Annotated in this window: 17 protein-coding genes; 6 read left to right on the top strand and 11 right to left on the bottom strand. The window is 62.5% G+C overall.

Translation table 11 applies throughout. The features are described 5' to 3' along the window. Nucleotides 1-48: 48 nt before the first annotated feature. From ABID37_RS24010 to ABID37_RS23995, 4 genes are all read right to left on the bottom strand, one after another. Complete coding sequence (locus ABID37_RS24010; protein ID WP_354199468.1) at nucleotides 49-1,761, bottom strand: ABC transporter ATP-binding protein; 1,713 nt, start codon at nucleotides 1,759-1,761, stop codon at nucleotides 49-51. Continuing rightward, nucleotides 1,758-4,322: an ABC transporter ATP-binding protein/permease gene (locus ABID37_RS24005; RefSeq protein WP_354199466.1), complete on the bottom strand. Its 2,565-nt coding sequence runs from the start codon at nucleotides 4,320-4,322 to the stop codon at nucleotides 1,758-1,760. Before ABID37_RS24005 ends, ABID37_RS24010 begins: the two co-directional genes overlap by 4 nt. Nucleotides 4,323-4,396: 74 nt before the next feature. Next, nucleotides 4,397-6,577, bottom strand: coding sequence for a TonB-dependent receptor (locus ABID37_RS24000; RefSeq protein WP_354199464.1), 2,181 nt, complete (start codon nucleotides 6,575-6,577; stop codon nucleotides 4,397-4,399). Nucleotides 6,578-6,698: 121 nt separating this feature from the next. Next, on the bottom strand, nucleotides 6,699-7,670 hold the full coding sequence (locus ABID37_RS23995) for a helix-turn-helix domain-containing protein (protein ID WP_354199462.1): 972 nt from the start codon (nucleotides 7,668-7,670) through the stop codon (nucleotides 6,699-6,701). Between the two features lie 357 nt (nucleotides 7,671-8,027). Here ABID37_RS23995 and ABID37_RS23990 point away from each other — a divergent pair, with 357 nt between their 5' ends. The 5 genes from ABID37_RS23990 to ABID37_RS23970 all read left to right on the top strand — a co-directional run bounded on the left by ABID37_RS23990 (nucleotide 8,028) and on the right by ABID37_RS23970 (nucleotide 13,349). Then, a complete protein-coding gene (locus ABID37_RS23990) occupies nucleotides 8,028-9,482 on the top strand; it encodes a sensor domain-containing diguanylate cyclase (RefSeq protein ID WP_354199460.1) in 1,455 nt (484 codons plus the stop codon). A gap of 389 nt (nucleotides 9,483-9,871) precedes the next feature. Next, on the top strand, nucleotides 9,872-10,996 hold the full coding sequence (locus ABID37_RS23985) for a TRAP transporter substrate-binding protein (protein ID WP_354199458.1): 1,125 nt from the start codon (nucleotides 9,872-9,874) through the stop codon (nucleotides 10,994-10,996). A gap of 81 nt (nucleotides 10,997-11,077) precedes the next feature. Next, nucleotides 11,078-11,740, top strand: coding sequence for a TRAP transporter small permease subunit (locus ABID37_RS23980; RefSeq protein WP_354199456.1), 663 nt, complete (start codon nucleotides 11,078-11,080; stop codon nucleotides 11,738-11,740). Continuing rightward, complete coding sequence (locus ABID37_RS23975; RefSeq protein WP_354199454.1) at nucleotides 11,737-13,158, top strand: TRAP transporter large permease; 1,422 nt, start codon at nucleotides 11,737-11,739, stop codon at nucleotides 13,156-13,158. Before ABID37_RS23980 ends, ABID37_RS23975 begins: the two co-directional genes overlap by 4 nt. Before the next feature lie 2 nt (nucleotides 13,159-13,160). Then, on the top strand, nucleotides 13,161-13,349 hold the full coding sequence (locus tag ABID37_RS23970; RefSeq protein WP_354199453.1) for a hypothetical protein: 189 nt from the start codon (nucleotides 13,161-13,163) through the stop codon (nucleotides 13,347-13,349). A 105-nt stretch (nucleotides 13,350-13,454) separates the two neighbouring features. Here the strand turns inward: ABID37_RS23970 and ABID37_RS23965 are convergent, their stop codons facing one another. Both ABID37_RS23965 and ABID37_RS23960 read right to left on the bottom strand, forming a co-directional pair. Continuing rightward, nucleotides 13,455-14,177 carry an aspartate/glutamate racemase family protein gene (locus ABID37_RS23965; RefSeq protein WP_354199451.1) on the bottom strand — a complete coding sequence of 241 codons (723 nt, stop codon included), beginning with the start codon at nucleotides 14,175-14,177 and terminating at the stop codon, nucleotides 13,455-13,457. A gap of 30 nt (nucleotides 14,178-14,207) precedes the next feature. Continuing rightward, nucleotides 14,208-14,834: a flavin reductase family protein gene (locus ABID37_RS23960; protein WP_354199449.1), complete on the bottom strand. Its 627-nt coding sequence runs from the start codon at nucleotides 14,832-14,834 to the stop codon at nucleotides 14,208-14,210. 133 nt (nucleotides 14,835-14,967) lie between these two features. Here ABID37_RS23960 and ABID37_RS23955 point away from each other — a divergent pair, with 133 nt between their 5' ends. After that, the gene (locus ABID37_RS23955; protein ID WP_354199447.1) at nucleotides 14,968-15,645 is read left to right on the top strand and encodes a GntR family transcriptional regulator; all 678 of its coding nucleotides are present in this window, start codon (nucleotides 14,968-14,970) and stop codon (nucleotides 15,643-15,645) included. A 41-nt stretch (nucleotides 15,646-15,686) separates the two neighbouring features. Here ABID37_RS23955 and ABID37_RS23950 read toward each other — a convergent pair whose 3' ends face one another. The 5 genes from ABID37_RS23950 to ABID37_RS23930 are packed head-to-tail and all read right to left on the bottom strand — an operon-like array spanning nucleotide 15,687 to nucleotide 21,299. Further along, complete coding sequence (locus tag ABID37_RS23950) at nucleotides 15,687-16,676, bottom strand: ABC transporter ATP-binding protein (RefSeq protein ID WP_354199445.1); 990 nt, start codon at nucleotides 16,674-16,676, stop codon at nucleotides 15,687-15,689. Further along, entirely contained in the window at nucleotides 16,673-17,656 is a 984-nt protein-coding gene (locus ABID37_RS23945; RefSeq protein ID WP_354199443.1) for an ABC transporter ATP-binding protein, read from the bottom strand. Before ABID37_RS23945 ends, ABID37_RS23950 begins: the two co-directional genes overlap by 4 nt. Continuing rightward, complete coding sequence (locus ABID37_RS23940) at nucleotides 17,649-19,142, bottom strand: amidohydrolase family protein (RefSeq protein WP_354199441.1); 1,494 nt, start codon at nucleotides 19,140-19,142, stop codon at nucleotides 17,649-17,651. The genes ABID37_RS23945 and ABID37_RS23940 overlap by 8 nt, the downstream gene beginning before the upstream one ends. Beyond that, nucleotides 19,142-20,335: an amidohydrolase family protein gene (locus tag ABID37_RS23935; RefSeq protein WP_354199439.1), complete on the bottom strand. Its 1,194-nt coding sequence runs from the start codon at nucleotides 20,333-20,335 to the stop codon at nucleotides 19,142-19,144. Before ABID37_RS23935 ends, ABID37_RS23940 begins: the two co-directional genes overlap by 1 nt. 4 nt (nucleotides 20,336-20,339) lie before the next feature. Next, on the bottom strand, nucleotides 20,340-21,299 hold the full coding sequence (locus ABID37_RS23930) for an ABC transporter permease (RefSeq protein ID WP_354199437.1): 960 nt from the start codon (nucleotides 21,297-21,299) through the stop codon (nucleotides 20,340-20,342). Nucleotides 21,300-21,317 lie beyond the last annotated feature (18 nt).

Genomic DNA, 21,317 nt, shown 5'->3' with positions numbered 1-21,317 from the left:
CGCCCCATCCGTCTCGTTGAACAGAAGAAGGCAGCGCCTCGGGAAACCCTAAGGCTTAAACGTCCAGTCCCGGGCGTCACGGCGATGGTTCCAGTAAGCGGCGAAGCGACCGCCGGCCGCAATCAGCGCTTCGCGTTCGCCGGCCTCGACGATGCGCCCGTTTTCGACGAAGATGACGCGATCGGCGCGGGCGATCGTCTCCAGCCGGTGCGCCACCACCAGCACGGTGTGATGGCCGAAGCGGCTGAGCGCGGTCGCCACCGCCACCTCGTTCATGGTGTCGAGACCGCTGGTGGCTTCGTCCAGAAGCAGGATCGGCGCGTTCTTCAGGAGCGCGCGCGCTATGCTGACGCGCTGGCGCTCGCCGCCGGAAAGGTTGCCGCCGCCTTCGCCGACGGGCGCGTCCCAGCTTCCCAGCCGATCGACGATTTCGTCGACACAGGCGGCTTTTGCCGCCTCCACGAACTCCGCCTCGGTTGCGCCGGGGCGGGCAAGGCGGATGTTCTCGGCAATGCCGCCCTCGAACAGCTGGACGTTCTGGAACACGATGGAAAGCTGGTCCATCAGCGTCGATGGCTCATACGCCCTGACATCGTGTCCCCCGACACGGACCTCGCCCGTGGTGACGTCGTGCATGCGCGCGATCAGCGACAGGATGGTGCTTTTGCCCGAGCCGGACGGGCCGACCAGAGCCGTCATCCGGCCTTCCGGCACGGTGAAGGACACGCCGTCGAGAATATCGTTCCCATTGGCATGGAAATGCACATTGCGGAATTCGATGGCCGGCGCTTGCGGCTGCGCATCCTGCTGCGGCCTGGCCAGAGCCGGAACGTCAAGAATGGCAAGCGTGCGCTGCGCCGCCGCATGGGTGGATTCCAGCGCCGGAAACAGCTCCGACAGCGTGTTCAGCGGTTCGAGGAAACGCAGCACCACCACGATCAGCGCCACGGTTCGGGCGGCGTCCATGCTGCCCTGCGCATACATGAAGGCGAGGATGGCGATCATGGCAAGCAGCGTTGCCTGCATCGCCAGCGAGAACAGCAGGGTGCCGGGAATCGTGAACCAGATCAGGCGCAGGCCCGTTGCTTTCTGCGCCTCGATGGCCCCCCCGAGCGGCGTGCCGGTTGTGCCCGTGCGGCCGGCGGCGCGCAGCACGAGCTGGGCGCGCGCGAATTCATCGGTGCGCGCGGCGGCCTCGCCCGAAGCGGCGGCGAAATCGGCTTCGGCGCGGCGCAGGAAACGGCCGCCGGCCAGCAGCGCGCCGAACAGCAAGGGCACGGCGACCAGCGCCGCGACACCAAGCGGCCAGGCGACGAACAGCAGGCCAAATGCGATGGCCGGCGGCAGCGCGACCGAGATCAGGGTCTGCGTGCCCAGATTGACCGAACTGGCGAACAGCTCCGGCACTGCCCCTGCCAGCGCGCGCCGGGCCTTCGTCTGCTCCTCGGACCCGAACCAGCCGAGCGGCACGGAAAGCAGATGGTCGACGAGGCGCGCATTCATCGACGTCATCATGGCAAGGCCGAGATCGAAGGCACTGACGACCATGCGCCGTTCCAGCAGCCAGCCGGCCACCACGCATGCGGCGAGCGCGGCGAGCCACGGCAAGGCGGTGCGCGGCTCGGCCGAGAACAATCCCCCGAGCAGAGGCACCAGAAGCAGGGCGGATGCGGCCCTGAGCGTTGCGGCGATCAGGCCAAGGAGCGTGAACAGCGGAAGGCGCGCGCGTGCCTGCGGCGGGAACAGGGAAGCGACGGTCATGAGCCCTTCCTTTCGCCGGCCTGCCAGAGATCGCGATAGAGACCGGGCTGTTCCAGAAGTTCCTCATGGCGGCCGCGCTGGACGATGCGTCCTTCCTGCATGACTGCGATGCAGTCGGCATGGACGATTGTGTGGAGGCGATGCGCGACCACCAGAACTGTGCGCCTGCCGATGAGCGCGCCAAGTGCTTTCTGCACCAGATGCTCGGACTCGGGATCGGCGAAAGCCGTCGCCTCGTCGAGCACGAGGATGGGCGGATCTGCGAGAAGCGCGCGGGCAATGGACAGACGCTGGGCCTCACCGCCAGAAAGGCGCATCTCATCACCGACCATGCTGTCATAGCCGCGCGGCGCCGCCATAATCCGCTCATGGATCTGCGCGGCCCGGGCCGCGTCCTCGATCTCGGCCATCGAAGCGTCCGGTCTGGCGAGCGCAATGTTTTCCCTCACCGAGCCTTTCACCAGCCGCACGTCCTGAAAGACGAAGCCGACGCTGCGCTGCAACGCCTCCGGCGTCACATCTCGGATATCGATTTCCCTGTCGCCGGCGATCAGGCGGATCGCGCCTTCGGTCACGTCATGGAAGCGGCCCGGTAGACCGGCCAGCGTTGACTTGCCCGCGCCGCTCGGGCCGACCAGCGCGGTGAGCGTACCGGGCGCCAGCGTAAGGTCGATGGTCTTCAGTACCGGCTTGCGGGGCCGGTAGCCGAAGCTGACGCCGTCGAAGCGAAGGCCGAGCGGTTGTTGCGGAACATCGCCTGTCGAGCAGCTGCGGTCGAGCTCGGTTTCCTCCAGCAGGTCGCCGATCCGCCGGGCTGCCTGCTTCGCCTCTCGCATCGGCACGAAACCGTAGAGAACCGACGTGATCTGCGCACCGAAAGCCGTGCCCAGAAACAGGAACGGCAGAAGATCGGCGGCGTCCATGCGGCCGGAAACGATGCGCCAGCAGCCGGCAGTAACGATCAGCAGCAGAAAAGCCGGCGGCTGGATGGCAAGCTGGGCGGCAATCTTGCGCCCCGCCATCGGCCTCTGCCAGCCGTTGATGAACGCGGCCTGCCCTTCCAGCACGGAGCGCAGGGCGCGCCCATCGCCACCGAACACGCGCACCACCGGCAAGGCGTCGATGAAGGCGCCCGCCGCCGCATTGGCGCGCCTGGTCCAGTTCGCGTATTCGACCAGCTTGTCGGCCACGCCGCGCATCATGTTCGCAAACAGGAAGGCGAAGGCGACGAGCGGCAGGAACAGCAGGCCGGCAAGCGCGGCATCGACGGTGAACAGATAGGTGATGACCGCGACCGGCGTGACGATGCCGGCCACGACATCGGGCACCGCATGGGTGACCATGTAATGCAGCCGTCCCGCATCCTCCTGCACCGCCTGCTGGACGCTTGCGGCGTTGCGGTCCGTGAACCAGCCGAGCGGCAGCCGCGCCAGCTTGGCGACGATGGATTGCCTGAGCGTATGGCCGAAACGCGCATCGACCGCATGGAGCCACAGCATCAGCACCGCCGAGAGCATGGCCGCCGCGCCATAGAGGATGACGGCCCAGACGATCAGCGGCGAGAGGGCCTCCCACCTTGCCTCTCCGCCCAGCAGGCGGCGGCCGAGTTCGGCCAGCAGCACCAGGGGCGCAAGCTGCATCAGCGAGATGATGGCCTGCAACAGGCCGGCGGCGCGCAATTTCCAGCGAAGGGACTCCAGCAACTCCTGCCCGCGCTGCGAGCGCCAGCGGGGTTTCGGAGCGGCACCTTCGCGCGCCGCCATGTCCACCGGCACGGCTGGCGCTGGCCGACGGGGTACATCTCCCCCCTCCGACGCACCGCTCTCCTTGCGCAGCCGCATGGCCTTGCCCTTGATCCAGTAGGCGGCATGCTTGATATCGGCAAGCGGGAAGCCATGCGCCTGATTGAGCGTCGCGCGCAACATCTTGATCGCGGCGCTTTCCGCGGCGATCCACGCATACCAGTTCGACCAGTCGCGCGCGGGTACCGCCTCGGCCAGCGCATCGGTGCCGGGGCCGGTCCAGATTACTTCCGCGCCTGGATGCGGGCTGACGGGAATATCGCGATCCTCCGGCGAATGCGCCTGAAGGATCACCACGACGTCGGCTTCCGGCGGCAACACCTCGAGGATGGCGTTTATGGCCGGAATGGCGGCCGGGTCGCCCATCAGCAGGTAGCCCTGCGGCTTTTCCGGCGGCTCGAACTTGTGGAACATGTAGTAGGAAGCGGCGATGGTGTCGCCGGGCCGAGCCGCCATCGCCCAGGCCGAAGCCGGCCCCATGGGCTGGTGCAGCACGAAATCGAAGGTCACCTCGCCGGTCGCCGCATCCGGGTCCACCAGCGTGTAGCCGCGCTGGTGGACTTTGGCCGGATCGTTCGGGTCCGGCGCCCACAGCCGCACATAGCTGGCGGTGGGCGTCTCGCGACCGTCGATCATGGTTGGGGCCGAAAAACGGATGCGCCGGTAGCCGGGCGTCAGGTCCGTCACCGACAGCACCGTCATGATGTGGTCGGTGGCCCCGAAGGCCTTTATCATGGTTCGCTGGAAACGCGCGTTCATGGCCCGCTCCTCGACTTTGAGGTTCGGCTGCGAAACAGGGGCTTCATGCGTTCATACAAACCGGTGACGAGGCCCTACCAGCGAACCGAGGTTCCGATGCCCACCACCCGGCCGCGCCCAACATAGGCGGCGGTTCCGCTCTCTCCAGTCGGGCCGAGGGGCGAATAGTTGAAGGCGTAGGACAGCGGGCGCTCGTCGAGCAGATTGCGGCCGAACGCATAGATACGGAAGTTGTCCTTCTCCCAGCCGATCTCCGCGTTGACGATGTGGTAGGCGTCCATCTTGGTGAGGTTCTGGATGTCGGGATAGCGGGTGCCGACATACTGGTAGCTGCCGCGCACGGTGAACTCTCCCGGCAGGCCAACCGCATCCGCCGCAAAGCGATAAGAAAGGCCGACATTGGCGGAGAACGCCGGCACCTGCGGCACCTCGTTGCCTGCGAGCGCGCCCGCCGTTTGCGACGCCAGCGTCACATCGACGAGACGTGACTTGATCAACGCGCCGCCGACGGTCAGGTCCAGCCCGTCGGCGAGCGTGGCACCGACATTGGCTTCGACACCGTAGCTCTCGAAGTTCTGGTTGGTCATGAACGGCAGGAAGGTGATCGGATCGAATCCCACCAACTGCCCGTCCTTGACGTCGTTGTAGAAGATAGCGCCGCTGACATGCAGCCCGTCGGCAATCTCGGCCTTGGTCCCGATCTCATAGGTCCAGGAGGTGGCGGGCAAGAAAGGCTCGGAAGGCACCCCGTAGGCGGCATAGGCCGTGGTCTTTTCAAAGCCGCCGGAAGAGTAGCCGCGCGCGACCGAGACATAGCTCATCGCACGCTCGTTCCACTCATAGGAAAGCGCAAGGCGTCCCGTCACATAGGTGTCGCTGAAGTTCTTGTCCTGCTCGAACCTCGGCAGTGTTCCGGGAAAACCATTAGTGACATAGAGTGCGTCAAGCGTCTGGCGGTCATAGGCCACGCGCAACCCGCCGGACACGCTGAAGCCCTGCCCCAGCGGGGCGGTGGCATCCGCGAACGCCGCGACCGTCTGGCTGTCGATGCGGTTGTCGAAGGTGCCGTTCATGGTCGGCGCATAGGCGCCGACATCCTGGATGCGGTAGCTCTTGTAATCCGACCTGAAATAGCTTGCGCCGACCACCCACTGGATCGCAGAATCCTCATGCGAGTTGAGGCGAACCTCTTGATTGAAGATGCGCTCACGGTCGTTGAAATTCACCTTCTCGGCGGCGGGATCGTTGAAGAAGAAGATCGGCAGGCCGGTCACCCGGCTGAAAATGAAGGCGTCCGTGAAGTCGCCCGAATTGTGCAGCTTCACGTCCTGATAGCTGGTCGTCGACGTCAGGATAAACGGATCGAACTCCTTGGCGACCTTGATGGAGCCGTTGGCGATCTGCTGACGGTTCTCCGGCTGCACATCCGCGCCGCTTTGCGGAAAGTCGGGCGATTCCAGCAGCAGGAAGGCGGGGTTGTGCCGCGTTTCCTTCGAGAAGCCTCCGGTGATGTCGATGGTGAGCGTATCGTCCGGCGTGTAGCGGAGCGACCCCTTGCCCGCACCCAGCTTCGCGCCCCCTTCTTCCTTGCCGGAAATGGGATTGGAGACGTCCCCATCAAAATTCTGGAACCGCAGCGTGCCGCGACCGGCCAGTACGTTCTCCAGCAGCCAGCCGCCGGTGGTGCCTTCGATGAAGGCGTGGCCATCCGAGCCCACTTCGCTGCTGAGAATGGTTTCGCGCGTGCCGTCGGCCGGCCGGCTCACCACATTGATGGCGCCGGCGAAGGCGTTGCGGCCGAAAGTGGTGCCCTGCGGGCCTTTCAGCACCTCGACCCGCTCCATATCGAGGAAGGGAGCGCCGATGGCGGACAGCGTGGTCGGCACGCCGTCGACGGAAATGCCGATCACGCTGTCGAGCGAGTTCATCGCCGTGCCCAGCGTGCTGAGACCGCGCATGGTCATGTAGCTCTCGCCGAACCGGCCGAAATCCATGAAATTGGTGCCGGGCGTCTGCCGCGCGACGTCGGCGATCGGATCGAGCGACGCAGGGGGCACATTGCCCTGATCCAGAATTGTGGTCGCCACCGGAAGCTTCGCGTCGTCCTGCGGACGCTTGGTTGCGGTGATGACCACCGGCGCGAGAACCAAGGGCTCGTCGGCGGATTGCGCGAACACCGACTGGGCAGGCAGACCGGCTCCCAGCAAGGCTAGCGCCGTGGTGGAGATCAAACGCACGCGCGAGGTGGTATTCATGCAGATGCCCCGAATTTCCGAACAGGCGCTATGAATACCGGCGGGCCTATTCCTGATGCCAGCGCTCAACTTTCGTGAAACGCAGGCAAACATTCGCGAGACCCAATAGATGGCGCGGCCGTCAGATCGGATGCGTCCGGCGGGTTCGCGGAAATTCCGAGCGCGGCGGGTGGCCGAAATGCTTCCTGTAGGCGGCACTGAAGGCGGATGCCCGGGAGAAGCCCACCCGGCGTCCAGCCTCGGCGACGGACAGCCTGTGTTCCTGAAGCAGAACCCTTGCCATCATCAGCCGCTGCTCGCGTACATGGGCAAAGATGGTCTTGCCGAATACAATCTTGAAATTCGCCTGCAGGGTCGTGACGTTGATGCCCACGCGGCGGGACAATTCCATGGTGGTGGGCGTACCGACGAGATCCGCGTCAAGGATTTCGCGTGCATACATCACGCGATCATATTCCCGGCGACCCAGAAGGGCGACAAGGCGGCGCTCGTCCTTCAGCGCCTGCGCCGCCTCGATGACGAAGGCCAGTGCCTTGCTTTCCAGAAACAGCTTTTCCAACTGTCCCGTATAAGGATGCTCGAGGCACGATCTTGCGATTTCGGTGATGCAGGGCGAATGGGTGATGATCGCCGTGCGGAAGCCACCTTCCACCAGTTCGCGAAGCGCTGCCAAACCGTCGTCGGCAACGTCATCGGCAAACCGGTCGAAGAACGGCGGCCGCAGCACGAACCCCGTCGAGCGGAAACGTTCGCCCTGCCGGAGCGGTGTGGAATACCGAACCGGCGAGTCAAAACCCATCAGCGACACCTGATGCGGATAGCGGACGAATCGCCCGTAACCCTCCACATCGGAAGCCACCGGAGAACCCGTCAGCATAATGCCGCAGACGAGAGCCGGCTCCATCTCGACCGCGAAGTTCTGATTGCAGATATAGGTGACGTCGCTGGCGCTCAGCATCAGGCCGGGCTGCACCTCGAACGCCAGCAGCCTGCCTTTGTAGATCGGCGTCTCCAGAACCTGAGGCGGGATGCCGACCGGCTCCACACCCAGCGCAAGCTCCGCTCCGAGCCGGACAAGATCGTTCAGGGTCATTCCCTGTTCAGGTATCAGATTGTCCATTGGCTGGCCGTTTACAGGCTGATCTGCGACAAGTTGAAGCCAAAGCGGCGATGTTCGGACGTCGCTTATAAATAACTTGATTATATTAATCAAGTTTTAAGAGGATGGTTGGGCATCCAGGTTTCGCGGGCCGGCCGGGCGGCTTGCCTCGCAGGCAGACTGCCGCGAGCGGTCTTTACAGGCTCCAAGAAAATCAAAAATCCCAGCAAAATCAAAGTCTGACAAGCTTGGTATAAGGCTGCTATCTTCTCTCAATGTCCCGCAATATAAGGTGCTGCGACCTTCCCTATCGCGGCGCGGTCGGCAGCACAGAGTAAGAGCGGAGACCCTATGGATATCGAGACTGCCTTGAGCGACAGCGCCAACATATTCGAACTGGCGCCGATTTCCCTATGGCTCGAGGACTATAGCGGCTTGCGCGAACAGTTCGATGTCTGGCGCGCGCAGGGGATTTCGGACCTGAAAGCCTTCCTGATGGAAGACACCAGCCGTCTTCGTCTCTGCACAAGCCAGATCCGCGTTCTGAAGGTCAATCACAGGACGCTTTCATTGTTCGAGGCCGATGACGTCAATCACCTGGTCGCCAATCTGGAACGCATTTTCCGCGACGACATGCAGGAGCCGCATATCGATGAAATGGTCCAGCTCTGGAACGGGTCCCTGACATTCTATAGCGATACGATAAACTATTCGCTCAACGGCAGGCGGATCGATATCCAGCTCAAGGGCCGGATTCTTCCCGGCCACGAGGATAGCTGGGATCGGGTTCTACTCTCCATCGAAGATGTGACCGCGCGTGAGGACGCGCGACGTGAACAGGATCGCCACAAGCAATATGCCGAAGGTCTTTTCGAGCATTCGCCCGTCTCGCTATGGGTGGAGGATTTCAGCCGGATAAAGCAGTTGATGGACGACGTGCGCCAGCGCGGCATCCTCGATTTTCGCGTTTTCACCGATGTGCACCCGGAATTCGTCCGACAGTGCCTCAGCGAAATCCGTGTGCTCGACATCAACAACGAAACGCTGGTCCTTTTCCTCGCGCCGGACAAGAAGACCCTGCTGCAGAACCTGCCGCACATCTTCAAGGAAGAGATGGCAGCGAGCTTCCGCGAGCAGCTTGTCGACCTTTGGAACGGTGTTCTTTTCCAGCGCCGCGAAGTGGTGAATTACGCGCTTGATGGATCCGAACGCCATGTGCTTCTGCAATTCTCGGTTCTGCCGGGCCATGAAAACGACTGGTCGCTGGTGCAGGTCGCGCTGACGGACATCACCGCGCGCAAGAAGGCCGAGGCCTATCTGGAATATCTCGGCAAGCACGATGTGCTGACCAAGCTCCACAACCGCGCCTACTATGTCGATGAACTCAACCGACTGGAGCGCAAGGGCGACACACCGGTATCGATCATCATCATCGACCTCAACGGCCTCAAGGCGGCCAACGATCAGTGGGGACATGCCACCGGCGACGGATTGCTGCGACGCATCGGCGAAGTGCTCAACGAGGCGGTGGAGCAACCAGGCCATGCCGCGCGCATCGGCGGCGACGAGTTCGCGGTGGTCCTGCCTTATGTGGACGAGCGCGGCGCCGAAAACATGGTCGAGGAAATTCAGCGGCTGGTGGAAATCAACAACCAGTATTATTCGCAACTGAAGCTGGAGCTTTCCATAGGCTCGGCCACCAGCCTTCCGGGCGAAAAGCTCGAATCCGTCGCCAAGCGGGCGGATATTCTGATGTACGAGCGCAAGCGGGAACACTACACCGCCGGGAGCACGGCTAAACTCTGAATATCGATTGCCTCTGCCGAGCAAGTCAGGCTTCACCGCCGCCTGATGCGCCGATAGTCCTGCCCGATCCGATTGTTCGACCATCTGTTTGGGCGGATGCGCATCACTTTCAGCACGCCCCGAGGTCGATCCCGCAAGCGGCTCTCGGCGGCACGGAAGCAGGCTTCTCGTTCCAAGCCCTTTCAGTTGCAGGCATTTTCCACCGCACTGTTTATTGACAGCCAAGCGGAACTAGTTGATCCTTGAACAGGATGTCTAAAAATAAGGCTTTGCTGCACATCCGCATGGCTGTGCAAGCCATTTGACACGACAGTTTTATTTGAGTGTCCGGCAGAGCTTATAATAAAATGCAAGAGGTGAACTATACGATAATATTGGGAGGAAATACTATGGCCAAGAAAGCGATTTCACGTCGTGAACTACTGGGCGCATCCACGCTGGTGGGCGCCACAGCCGCCAGTGCCTTGGCAGCTCCGGCTGTTCTGGCTCAGGCGCCAGTGACCATAAAAATGCAGACATCGTGGCCGGCATCCGACATCTGGATGGACTTCGCCCGGCAATATATCGAACGCGTCGAGAAGATGTCCGGCGGCCGCATCAAGTTCGAGCTGCTCCCCGCCGGTGCCGTAGTCGGCGCATTCCAGGTCCTCGATGCCGTCAATGACGGGGTGATCGACGCAGCCCACACGGTTCCCGTCTACTGGTATGGAAAGCACAAGGCGGCCTCGCTGTTCGGCACGGGACCGGTCTTCGGCGGCAGCGCCACCACCATGCTGGCCTGGTTCCACCAGGGCGGCGGCAAGGATCTCTACCGCGAGCTTACCCAGGAGATCATGGGGCTCAACCTCTATGGCTTCTACGGCTTCCCGATGCCGGCCCAGCCCTTCGGCTGGTTCAAGAACCCGGTGGGGACAGTTGGCGATATAAACGGCCTGAAATACCGGACCGTCGGCCTCGCGGCCGATCTCATGCAGCACATGGGCATGAGCGTCGCCCAGCTTCCGGGCGGCGAGATCGTGCCGGCGATGGAGCGCGGCGTCATCGACGCTTTCGAGTTCAACAACCCCTCGTCGGACATTCGCTTCGGCTCGCAGGACGTGGCCAAGAACTACATCCTGTCCTCCTACCATCAGGCGAGCGAGTCCTTCGAGTTCCTGTTCAACAAGGACGTGTTCGACGACCTGCCGGAAGACCTGCAGGCGATCCTCGAATACAGTGTGGAGGCAGCCAGCACGGCCAACACCGCGCTCGCAATGGATCACTATTCGAGCGACCTGGCCAAGCTCCAGAACGACCACGGGGTCACGGTCCATCGCACCTCGGAGGAGATTCTGGCGGCCCAGCTCGAGGCATGGGACAAGATCATCCCCACGCTCGAGGCCGATCCGTTCATGAAGCGCGTGCTGGACAGCCAGCGCGAATGGGTGGAGCGCGTGGTGTTCTACGAGCTGATGAACTCGGCCGATCTGGCGCTCGCCTATGAGCATTACTTCCCCGGAAAGCTGAAGCTCTAGGGGCAGGTATCGACACCGCTCAGGCGTTCCGCCGCCGCGTCCCGGCGCCGGAACGCTTTCCCGACCGCAAGGAATTTCCGGATGCTCCGCTACATTTCTTTCGCCGACGATCTGTCGGCGTGGTTCGGCAAGGTGTTCGCGTGGGGCGTAATGATCATGACGCTCGGCGTGAGCTATGAGGTGGTGGTGCGCTATTTCTTCCGCGCCCCGACCTCCTGGGCCTTCGACCTCAGCTACATGCTCTACGGCACGCTGTTCATGATGGCGGGCGCCTACACCCTTTCGCGCGACGGGCATGTGCGGGGTGACTTCATCTACCGGCTGTGGAAGCCGCGCACCCAGGCGTGGCTGGAGCTGGTGCTCTATCTGATCTTCTTCTTCCCCGGGGTGACGGCGCTCATCTTCTCGGGCTGGAAATATGCCGAACGGAGCTGGCGCTACATGGAGGTCAGCTCCAACAGCCCGGCCGGCGTGCCGATCTTCCAGTTCAAGACGGTCATCGTCGCGGCCGGCATCCTGCTTTTCCTGCAGGGCGTCGCGCAGGTCTTCCGCTGCATCGTCTGCATCCGCACCGGAGAGTGGGTAAAGGCGGCCGAAGATGTCGAGGAACTGGACAAGGTGCTCCTGGAGACAAAGAGCCTCGATGTGCTGAAATCCGGCTCGGAGGCTATCGATTTGCCGCCGGGCCTGGTCCAGCCGCATGAGGGACGGCCAGATGAAAAACGGGATGGAGACAGCCGATGACGGACGCACATATCGCTGTCGGGATGCTCCTCATCCTGATACTCGCCATCTTCCTCGGCTTTCCGGTCGCCTTCACGCTGATGGCGCTGGGCGTCGGCTTCGGATACTACGCCTATTACGATATCGGCCGCATGTGGCGCGCCTACAACCGCGCCGTCGAATCCGGTGCCGACACCTACACGCAACTGGAAAGCTGGATCGGCGGTTTCTTCAACAACCGTATCTTCGACCTGTTCGTCAACCAGACCTATTCGGTCATCCAGAACGATGTGCTCACCGCTATCCCGCTATTCCTGTTCATGGGCTACATCGTGGAGCGCTCCAACATCGTCGACAGGCTGTTCTCGACCCTCTACATCGCCACGCGCAGGCTGCCGGGATCCATGGCAGTGGCGGCTCTCGTGACCTGCACGCTGTTCGCCACCGCCACCGGCATCGTCGGCGCGGTGGTCACGCTGATGGGCCTTCTGGCCCTGCCGGCCATGCTAAAGGCAAAATACGATGTCCGCTATGCGACCGGCGTGATCTGCGCGGGCGGCACGCTGGGCATCCTGATCCCACCCTCCATCCTTTTGATCGTCTATGCGGCCACTTCCGGCATATCGGTGGTGCGCATGTATGCGGCCGCCCTCCTGCCCGGGCTGCTGCTGGCCGGCCTCTACTTCGTCTATGTGGTGAGCCGCGCCGTCCTGCAGCCGCGCCTTGCGCCGCGCCCGACCAAGGAGGATGTCGGCGACTATTCCACGCTGCAGATCACCTGGATGATGATCACCTCCTTCGTGCCGCTCGCCTTCCTCATCCTTGCGGTGCTGGGTGCCATCCTGTTCGGCTTCGCCACGCCATCAGAGGCAGCAGCCATCGGCGCGCTCGGCGGGCTCCTCCTTGCGCTGGCCTACCGTGCGCTGACCTGGCAACGCCTGAAGGAATCGGTCTATCTCACGGCACGGACATCGGCGATGGTGTGCTGGCTGTTCGTCGGCTCGGCGACCTTCGCCTCCGTCTTTGCCTATCTGGGCGGGCAGCAGCTCATCAGCGATTTCGTCACCGGGCTCGACATGTCGCCGCTGATGTTCCTGATCATGGCCCAGATCATCATCTTCATCCTCGGCTGGCCGCTGGAATGGACGGAGATCATCGTCATCTTCATTCCGATCTTCATGCCGCTGCTGCCGCATTTCGGCATTGACCCGCTGTTTTTCGGCATCTTGGTGGCGGTCAATCTGCAGACGGCCTTCCTGTCACCGCCAATGGCGATGTCCGCCTATTATCTGAAGGGAATTTCTCCGCCGTATGTGAAGTTGACCGATATCTTCCTCGGCATGATGCCCTATATGGCCATCGTCATCCTGTGCATGGTCATCATGTATGTGTTTCCCGGCATCGTGTTCTGGCTGCCGAACGCTGTTTACGGAGGATAGCGATGTCGAGAAGCAGGCTCTTCGCCATCTGCGCCTTTGTCGCGCTGGCCGTGTTCTGCGGCATATTGGTGCGCTTCGTGCCGCGCGCCGACCTGACGATCGTGCTGCTGATCGGGCTCGGGCTGGCCGCCTACGACATATGGGACCAGCTCTTCCGAAAACGCCGGCCCCCGCCTTCACGACCTGATTGATGTTGGTCGCGAGGTTCCTTCGCTGCAAGTGGGCGAGAGCCGCACGGCTCAACGATGAATTTTTGAATGGCCGATGCCTTGCTCAGCCACCACCGGTGCGTAACACTATACGACGACCTTGCAGCCACCAACCTTGATGCGCGGATAATCGTAGGTGTTTACCTTGGATGTCGCATATCCCGCGCCGACCAGCGCCTCCGCCACCTTGATTGCCGCAGTTACGCCGTCGATCACCGGAATACCCGTCGCCTTGTTCAGACGTGTACATAGCAGGGACATGCCGGCGCAGCCGAGGATGATAGCCTCAGCGCGGTCCTCCTGTTTGGCGAGTTCGATTTCCTGTCTCAGCAGCCGTTCGGCCTCCACCGGGTCTTCCTCGAGACCGAGTACCGGCAGATTGATGGCCCGCACCTTCCGGCAATGGCGCTCCGCGCCGTAATCGCTTACCAGATCTTCGATGATCGGGACTGAGCGCGGCAAAGTGGTGACGATGGAAAAACGACGGCTGATTGTCATCGCCACTTGTACCGCGGCCTGACAGATACCGATGACCGGCCCCCGGGCGACCTCGCGCGCGGCATGCAAGCCCGGATCGTCGAAGCAAGCGATAATATAGGCGTCTACACCCTGCCCTTCCCGCTTCCTGATTTCTGCCAGCATGCCGGGAACCGCCATGGCCTCATCGGCACCGCCCTCGATGCTGACCGGCGTATCGGTGGGGTTGGAGGCCGAAAGCCGGGTGTCGGCATGTTTCACCGACAGCGCGCTTTCAAGTGCCTGCGCGGTCATCGAAGGGGTCGAATTCGGATTGATGAGATGAATATGCATGATGAATTCCCGAATGCCTGTCGTGGACGCCTATTTCCGCGCCTGAACGACTTCGGCGATTGGTGGGGCCTTCAAAACGAACTGCCGATCTGAGGCGATGTAGTTGTCGGCATGAAGCCGGGCGATAGGCTGATAGTGCTCGGCGTCGACATAGCGTCCGTTCGTATCGAGGCAGTCACGACGCACATGCATGTGCACCACCTCACCCAGAACCAGCGTGCGGCGGGGATAGTCGATCAGACGCTCCACCCGGCATTCGAACGTGCAAGGCGCTTCCGATGGATAGGCGACGTCGATCTTGCAACACGAGGCGGACTTCAATCCGGCCATTTCCAGTTCATCGACCTCGCTGTCGAAGCCGAGCCCGCAGACCAGCATCTGCTGCGATAACGCCATGTCCACCATGGTGATGGCGAATTCGCCGGTCCGGCGGACATTGACCATCGTGTCCTTTTGCTCGCCATTGAGACGCGGCTGGATGCCAAGCACGACGATGGCGGGATCGTGGGAAAAAACATTGAAGAAGCTCATGGGCGCGGCGTTGCTGCGCCCAGTCGCCGACCGGGTCGTGACAAGGGCTATCGGACGCGGCCCGATGAAATTCGTCAGCAGCCGGTAGCGGTCCTGCGGCTCAAGCACTTCAAAATCGAATTCCATGACGGCCTCAAATGTCGATTTTATAATCTACAATAATTTTCTATATTGTCGACAATCTTGCAACCAGAATAAATCGCCAGAGTTGACATTTTCGTGCGTATCGCACTTGGCTATCGTGCAAGGAGAACAGAGCATGAGCGAACAACCAGCAGTCCCGGTTGAACAGATTGTCGAGAAAGTGTGGCTATCCATCGCGGAACGACGGCTGCGTCCCGGCGTGCAGCTCAAGGAGGAGCAGATGGCCACGATATTCGGTGTCAGCCGGGCCCGCATCCGCCAGGCTCTTGCCGCTCTGGAGCGGGACGGACTGGTTACGATCATCCCGAATCGCGGTGCTTTCGTCTGCAAGCCTTCCGTCGAGGAAGCACGCGATGTGTTCTTCGTGCGCCACGCCGTCGAAAGATGCACCGTGGAGCGGCTTTGCGCCTCTGTGTCGAAGGCCGACCTCAAGCGGCTCCACGACCACGTCGCGCGCGAACGGATCGCCAATGCCGAGGACAGCACCAAGGACATCATCAAGCTTTCCGGCGGCTTCCATCTTCTGCTGGCCGAACTGACGGGCTCCGATTTCCTGTTCGCAACCATGCGCGACCTCATCGCACGCAGCTCGTTGATCACGGCGGTTTACCGCAACACCACGCGGTTCAATTGCGGTCCGGACGAGCACGCCGACATTGTCGAGGCGATCTCGGCGAAACAGGCCGCGAAGGCAGCACATCTCATGGCGCATCATCTGGAGCATGTTGAATCCGAACTGGATCTGAGCGAAATACGCGATCTTTCACACGATCTGCGCGCCGCCTTGGCATGAATGCGGGAAGGCCGGTTATCGGCTTCCGGCATCGGGTTCAATCAATTCGCATCCGTTCCCTCCCCGACCAGATGGCAGGCGACGCGTGTGCCATTGGGCAAGGCCTGCATTTCCGGCGCTTCCGCCGAACAGCGAGCCAGGGCGAAGGGGCAGCGTGGATGAAAAGTGCAGCCGGATGGCGGTTTAAGCGGGCTGGGCACTTCCCCGACTGCCGGTTCCCGGTTACGGTTCGGCGCCTCGATGTTCGGGATCGTCTGCAGCAGAAGCTGCGTATAGGGGTGGCGCGGCCGCGCGAACAGCTCCTCCGTATCCCCTTCCTCGACGATGCGCCCCAGATACATCACTGCGATGCGGTCCGACATATGGCGCACCACGCTCATGTCGTGGCTAATGAAGAGATAGGTCAAGCCCAGTTCGTCCTGCAGACGGCGCATCAGGTTCAGCACCTGTGCTTGCACCGACACGTCGAGAGCGGACGTCGGCTCGTCGCAGACGAGAAATTCGGGCTCGCTCGCCAAAGCGCGGGCGATCGAGATGCGTTGCCGCTGGCCGCCCGAGAACTCATGCGGGAACTTCTGGCCATCTGACGGCGAAAGTCCCACGGTCCGCAGTAGCTCCTCCACGCGGTCCGTCACCTCGGCCACGGTCTTGCGCAATTTCAGTTCCCGTAGCGGTTCTGCAATGATGTTCTTCACCCGCCAGCGGGGATTGAGCGAGGCATAAGGATCCTGAAAGATCATCTGCGCCGTCAGCGACACGCCCTTCTTTCCCGGAGCGAACCGCATTTCGCCGCTTGTCGGCCTGTGCAGACCGGTGACAAGACGCGCAACGGTGGATTTTCCGCAACCGCTTTCGCCGACGATGCTGAGACAGCCGCCAGCGGGCACCGTAAAGCTGATATCGTTCACGGCCTGCAGGTATTGCCTTGGCTTGCGCTCCACCACCCGGTTCAGCCAGGGGGCCGAAACATCGAAGGTCTTGACCAGCCCGGAGACAGTCAGGGCCGCTGTCTTTCGCGACGGGTTCATCATGCAGTCCCTCCTGCGTTCAGCCAGCAGGCACTCGTGCTGTCGCCAACGATAATGAGTTCCGGCCGTTCACGCCGGCAGCGCGGGCCGGCCATCTTGCAGCGCGGGTTGAAGGCGCATCCGTCAGGGATGGCATCCAGTCGCGGCATGGAACCGTCGATCTGGTGGAGCTTTTCGACACGGGCGCCGAGCGACGGAATCGAGGCCATCAGCCCCTGCGTATAGGGATGGCGCGGCTGATGCAGCACTTGCTCGACAGGTCCGATCTCGATCAGCCGGCCGGCATACATGACCGCGATACGGTCCGCCGCCTCCGCGATAACGCCCATATCATGGGTGACGAGCATGACGGCGGTCTGCTTCTCCTTGCACAGCTTGCGCAGGAGCGAGATGATCTGCGCCTGGATGGAAACGTCGAGCGCCGTGGTTGGCTCATCGGCGATGACCAGTTTTGGTGAAGCCGCAAGCGCAAGTGCGATTACGACGCGCTGGCGCATGCCGCCGGAGAACTGGTGCGGATATTGGTTGACCCGCTCTTCCGGCGAGGGAATGCCGACATCGCGCAGCAACTGCACAGCGCGCGCACGCGCCTCCGTCTTGCCCAGTCGCAGATGCTGCCGGATGGTTTCGGTCAACTGCGCACCCACGGTGAACAGTGGATTGAGCGATGTGAGTGGGTCCTGAAATATCGCCCCAATCTCACGGCCGCGAATTTGCTCCATGGCACGGTCGTCAAGTGTATCGATACGGCGCTTACCGAGCCAAATCTCGCCGCCGGCGATATGGCCCGGCGCTTCGAGCAGCCCTTGAATGGCCAGCCCGGTCATGGATTTGCCGGCACCGGATTCGCCCACGACGCCAAGAATCTCGCCCGGCCGGATCGACAGGCTCACATCCGACAAAGCCGTGACCGTGCCGTGGCGACCGGGGAAGTCCACACGAAGGTCCCGGACCTCGACGACGGGTTCCTGCAAATTACCCATTGACGCCTCCTTCTACCGGATAGCTGGGCGGAAAGATCTCGGCGACCGGAGGATGGTTGAAGCTACGCTCGGGGTATTTCGCGACCAGCCCGTCATATTGCGCCTGCGCCTGACGGCGGGCCTCGTCCATGTCGAAACCAGCAAGCTTGCGGTCGAACATGGAGAGGCGTCCATCCACAAAGACGGCGCGGGTGATCTTGCCCGAACCGCCGGTTACAATGGTGGTGATCGGGTCGATGGAAGGGGCCATCGCCGTATCGTCGAGGCTGAAGACGGCGATATCGGCCCGGGCACCCGGCGACAGATGGCCGAGATCGGCACGGCCCAGCGCCTTCGCACCGCCGACGGTCGCCGCGTCGAACAGATCGGCGCATCGCAGACGGTCCGGGGCGGCATCGGCGACCCGGCCCGTGATGAGACCAGTCAGGAGGTTCATCAGCATGTCGGGGGGCGTGGTGTCGGTGCCCATGGCGATGTTGATGCCGCGCGCGCGGCAGGTGGAGAAGGAACGCAGGATCGAGCCGCCACGGCCGGACACCAGTGGGCAATGCACGATGGAAACGCCGTTCTCAGCATAGAGGCCGAGGTCTTCGTCAGTGGCGTTGGTGGCATGCGGTGCGATGAGGCGGTCGGAGAGAAGCCCGTGCTTCGCCAGCCAGACCGGCGCGGTCGATCCATGCAGCGCGCGCACCGTATCGACCTCCATCGCGCCCTGTGCCATATGCAGGCGGAACTTGCAGCCGAGATCGCGCGCGGCCGCGTCGGTACGCTGCAACAGCGCCAGCGTCGAGGTTTCCACCCGATCGGGCGCCAGCATGCCGCGCACCAGATCGCCATGGCGTCCGTTCTGGCGTTCGATATAGGCAATAGCATTCTTCAGGCCCTGAAAGCCGCGTTCCTCGTCGAAGACCGGCACCATCCGGCCCGGCTCCTCCAGCACCATGCCGCCGGAGCGGTAGGCGGGGCCGAGATAGACGCGCAGGCCGAGGTCGCCCGCCGCCTCTGCTGCGGCATCGAACTCGGCGACCGTCTCACCCCATTCGCGGTAGAACAGCGAGGCGATCGGCGCGGCGGTGGTGATGCCGTTCAACAGAAGCTGACCGAAAGCGAAGCGCTTCTGAAAAGCCAGTTCCGCTTGCGTGTACATTTCGTATGGGCCGGCCTCGACGTAGGACCGCGGCCAGACACGACCCTTGGCCCAGCCGGGATGGTTGTCGATGCCGAGGATCGTCGTGTCGAGGTCGGACAGCGCATCGAGATCGATCAGGCCCGGACTGATCAGCGCATTGCCGAAATCGATGCGACGATCCACCTCTCCGGGGAAACCATGCCCGACGAACAGAACCTCGCCATTTTCAAAGACGACCTCGCCCTTCTTCAGAAGCCGGTGACCGCCATCCTTGTAGCCGACCACCCAGCTTGCCGTAATCAGCGTACGTCCTTCAGGCCTGCGGCCGGGCACGAGACCGTCGAAACCCTGCGTCATCACGGCATCCCCATCACGGCAACGCCCTGACGGGCCGTGACCTGGCCGCCTTTCACGACCAGCGGGCGTGGCGCGACATCGACCACCGCATGGGCCAGCGTCTCGCCGGTCAGCAGGGTCAAATCGGCGTTGCAGCCGACATCCAGGCCGTAATTCTTCAGCCGCATCACATCTGCCCCGCCCTGCGAGACGATACGCAGCACATGTTCCAGATCCTGGTCCGAGCGCACGCCGTTCTTCATGCCGATGACCTTGGCGCGATCCAGCATGTCGGGTTGCCCCCAGGGGCCCCATGTGTCGCGAATGCCGTCGCAGCCGCCGCCGATGCGAACGCCGACTTCCTTCAGCCGCTTGATCGACGGCACCGTGGCCGAAGGCGCACCGGTGGTGAGGATTGCAACATCGAGAAGTGCGATCTGCTCGATCAGTTGGCCGACGCGCAGGTAATCGTTCATGCCCAGCGCGAAGGCGTGGCTGATCGCGACCTGGCCCTCCATCCCATTGGCACGGATGCGCTCAAAGATCAGCTCCATCGTAAACGCGCCGAGTTCACCCGTCTCATGCAGGTGAATGTCGATCGGCACGCCGTGTTTCATGGCGAGCGCGAACAGGATGTCGAGTTGGCCCTTCGGATCGCGGTCGATGCCGCAGGGGTCGATGCCGCCGAGCACTTCGCAGCCCTGCCGCAACGCCTCGTCGAGCAGTTCCACCATACCGGGCATGACCATCACGCCCGACTGCGGAAAGGCGACAATCTCGATATCGATGATGCCCTTCAGTTTCTCGCGTGTCTCCCACACACCCTCGACCAGCGAAAGGCCGTGGGTTGGATCGATGTCGACATGGCTGCGGATATGCGTGCTGCCATGGGCAACCAGGCCGATGGCGTGGCGCATCGACTGGCGATGTGGATCGATGCCGATCTCGAGGCGATGCTCGCGTTCGAAATCGATACGCTCGCGCAGGACCGCGGCGCGGTTATTGACATGCCAGGGCATGCCCCATGTCGTCTTGTCCAGGTGAGTATGCGCATCGATCAGTCCGGGAACGACGATGGCATAGCCGCCATCTTCCACCGCCATGCCCGGGTCTGCTTCAAACCGCCCGAAACCGGCGATCTTGCCGTCCTTGATCAGGACGTCGCAGACTTCGCCCGCCATGGGCCGGACATTGCGGAGCAACAGATCGTGCATGGAACTACCTCAGTTTCGGGTTGAGAGCATCGCGCAGCCAGTCGCCGAGCATGTTCACCGCCACCACCAGCAGGCAGAGCTGGACAACGGGAAAGAGCACGATCCACCAGGAACCGGAGAACAGGAACTGGTTGCCGATACGGATCAGCGTGCCGAGTGAAGGCTGGCTGGGCGGCATGCCGATGCCGAGGAACGACAAGGTCGCCTCGGTGAGGATCGCCATGCCGAAATTGAGCGTCGCCGCCACCATGATCGGGGTCAACGTATTGGGCAGGATATGCCGGGCCATGATGCGGCGGGCCGGGACACCGATCAGCCGCGCAGCCGACACATAGTCCTTGCCGGTTTCCACAATGGCTTGCGCGCGAACCGTGCGGGCATACTGAACCCAGGCAGAGAGCGCGATGGCCAGAATGAGCACGGCCGACGCGCCGACCTCGCGCAGGCTGACCGGCAGCATCTGGCGTACAACCGTCGAAACCAGAATGGCGACAAGAATGGTGGGGATCGACAGGGTTATGTCACCGATGCGCATCAGCAGGTTGTCGAGGAACCCGCCGAAATAGCCGGATATCAGGCCGGCGCTCATGCCGATCAGCAGCGACAGGGCCACCGAGGCGATACCGATGACGATGGAGATGCGCGTTCCGTAGAGGATGGCCGACAGCATGTCACGCCCTTGCGTGTCGGTGCCGAGGAGATAGGGCCATTCCCCGGTCTCTTCCCAGACCGGCGGCAGCTCCGCCTTCCACATATCGAGCGCCGCGCCGTCATAGGGATTCTGCGGTGCAATCAACGGTGCCAGCAGCGCGGTCAGGATCAGGATTGCAAGCAGCACAGCGCTGGCCATTGCCGTCTTGCTGTGCATGAATGACCACCATAGGTCGCTATTGCGAATACGCTGCAGGAGTGGGGGGCGCGAAGGCCGGGTGGCGGCTGGGGTGCGGGAAACTTGGCTGCTCATGGAAATGGACTCGCCGTT

Source organism: Aquamicrobium terrae, from assembly GCF_040545735.1.
GTDB lineage: Bacteria > Pseudomonadota > Alphaproteobacteria > Rhizobiales > Rhizobiaceae > Mesorhizobium > Mesorhizobium terrae_A.
Note: the sequence above shows the minus strand (reverse complement) of the source record. Positions and strands in the feature narration are given on the sequence as shown.

Coding starts and splice junctions, on each gene's coding strand:
- ABID37_RS24010 (WP_354199468.1), bottom strand. CDS start 1,761: ATGACCGTCGCTTCCCTGTTCCCGCCGCAGGCACGCGCGCGCCTTCCG.
- ABID37_RS24005 (WP_354199466.1), bottom strand. CDS start 4,322: ATGAACGCGCGTTTCCAGCGAACCATGATAAAGGCCTTCGGGGCCACC.
- ABID37_RS24000 (WP_354199464.1), bottom strand. CDS start 6,577: ATGAATACCACCTCGCGCGTGCGTTTGATCTCCACCACGGCGCTAGCC.
- ABID37_RS23995 (WP_354199462.1), bottom strand. CDS start 7,670: ATGACCCTGAACGATCTTGTCCGGCTCGGAGCGGAGCTTGCGCTGGGT.
- ABID37_RS23990 (WP_354199460.1), top strand. CDS start 8,028: ATGGATATCGAGACTGCCTTGAGCGACAGCGCCAACATATTCGAACTG.
- ABID37_RS23985 (WP_354199458.1), top strand. CDS start 9,872: ATGGCCAAGAAAGCGATTTCACGTCGTGAACTACTGGGCGCATCCACG.
- ABID37_RS23980 (WP_354199456.1), top strand. CDS start 11,078: ATGCTCCGCTACATTTCTTTCGCCGACGATCTGTCGGCGTGGTTCGGC.
- ABID37_RS23975 (WP_354199454.1), top strand. CDS start 11,737: ATGACGGACGCACATATCGCTGTCGGGATGCTCCTCATCCTGATACTC.
- ABID37_RS23970 (WP_354199453.1), top strand. CDS start 13,161: ATGTCGAGAAGCAGGCTCTTCGCCATCTGCGCCTTTGTCGCGCTGGCC.
- ABID37_RS23965 (WP_354199451.1), bottom strand. CDS start 14,177: ATGCATATTCATCTCATCAATCCGAATTCGACCCCTTCGATGACCGCG.
- ABID37_RS23960 (WP_354199449.1), bottom strand. CDS start 14,834: ATGGAATTCGATTTTGAAGTGCTTGAGCCGCAGGACCGCTACCGGCTG.
- ABID37_RS23955 (WP_354199447.1), top strand. CDS start 14,968: ATGAGCGAACAACCAGCAGTCCCGGTTGAACAGATTGTCGAGAAAGTG.
- ABID37_RS23950 (WP_354199445.1), bottom strand. CDS start 16,676: ATGATGAACCCGTCGCGAAAGACAGCGGCCCTGACTGTCTCCGGGCTG.
- ABID37_RS23945 (WP_354199443.1), bottom strand. CDS start 17,656: ATGGGTAATTTGCAGGAACCCGTCGTCGAGGTCCGGGACCTTCGTGTG.
- ABID37_RS23940 (WP_354199441.1), bottom strand. CDS start 19,142: ATGACGCAGGGTTTCGACGGTCTCGTGCCCGGCCGCAGGCCTGAAGGA.
- ABID37_RS23935 (WP_354199439.1), bottom strand. CDS start 20,335: ATGCACGATCTGTTGCTCCGCAATGTCCGGCCCATGGCGGGCGAAGTC.
- ABID37_RS23930 (WP_354199437.1), bottom strand. CDS start 21,299: ATGAGCAGCCAAGTTTCCCGCACCCCAGCCGCCACCCGGCCTTCGCGC.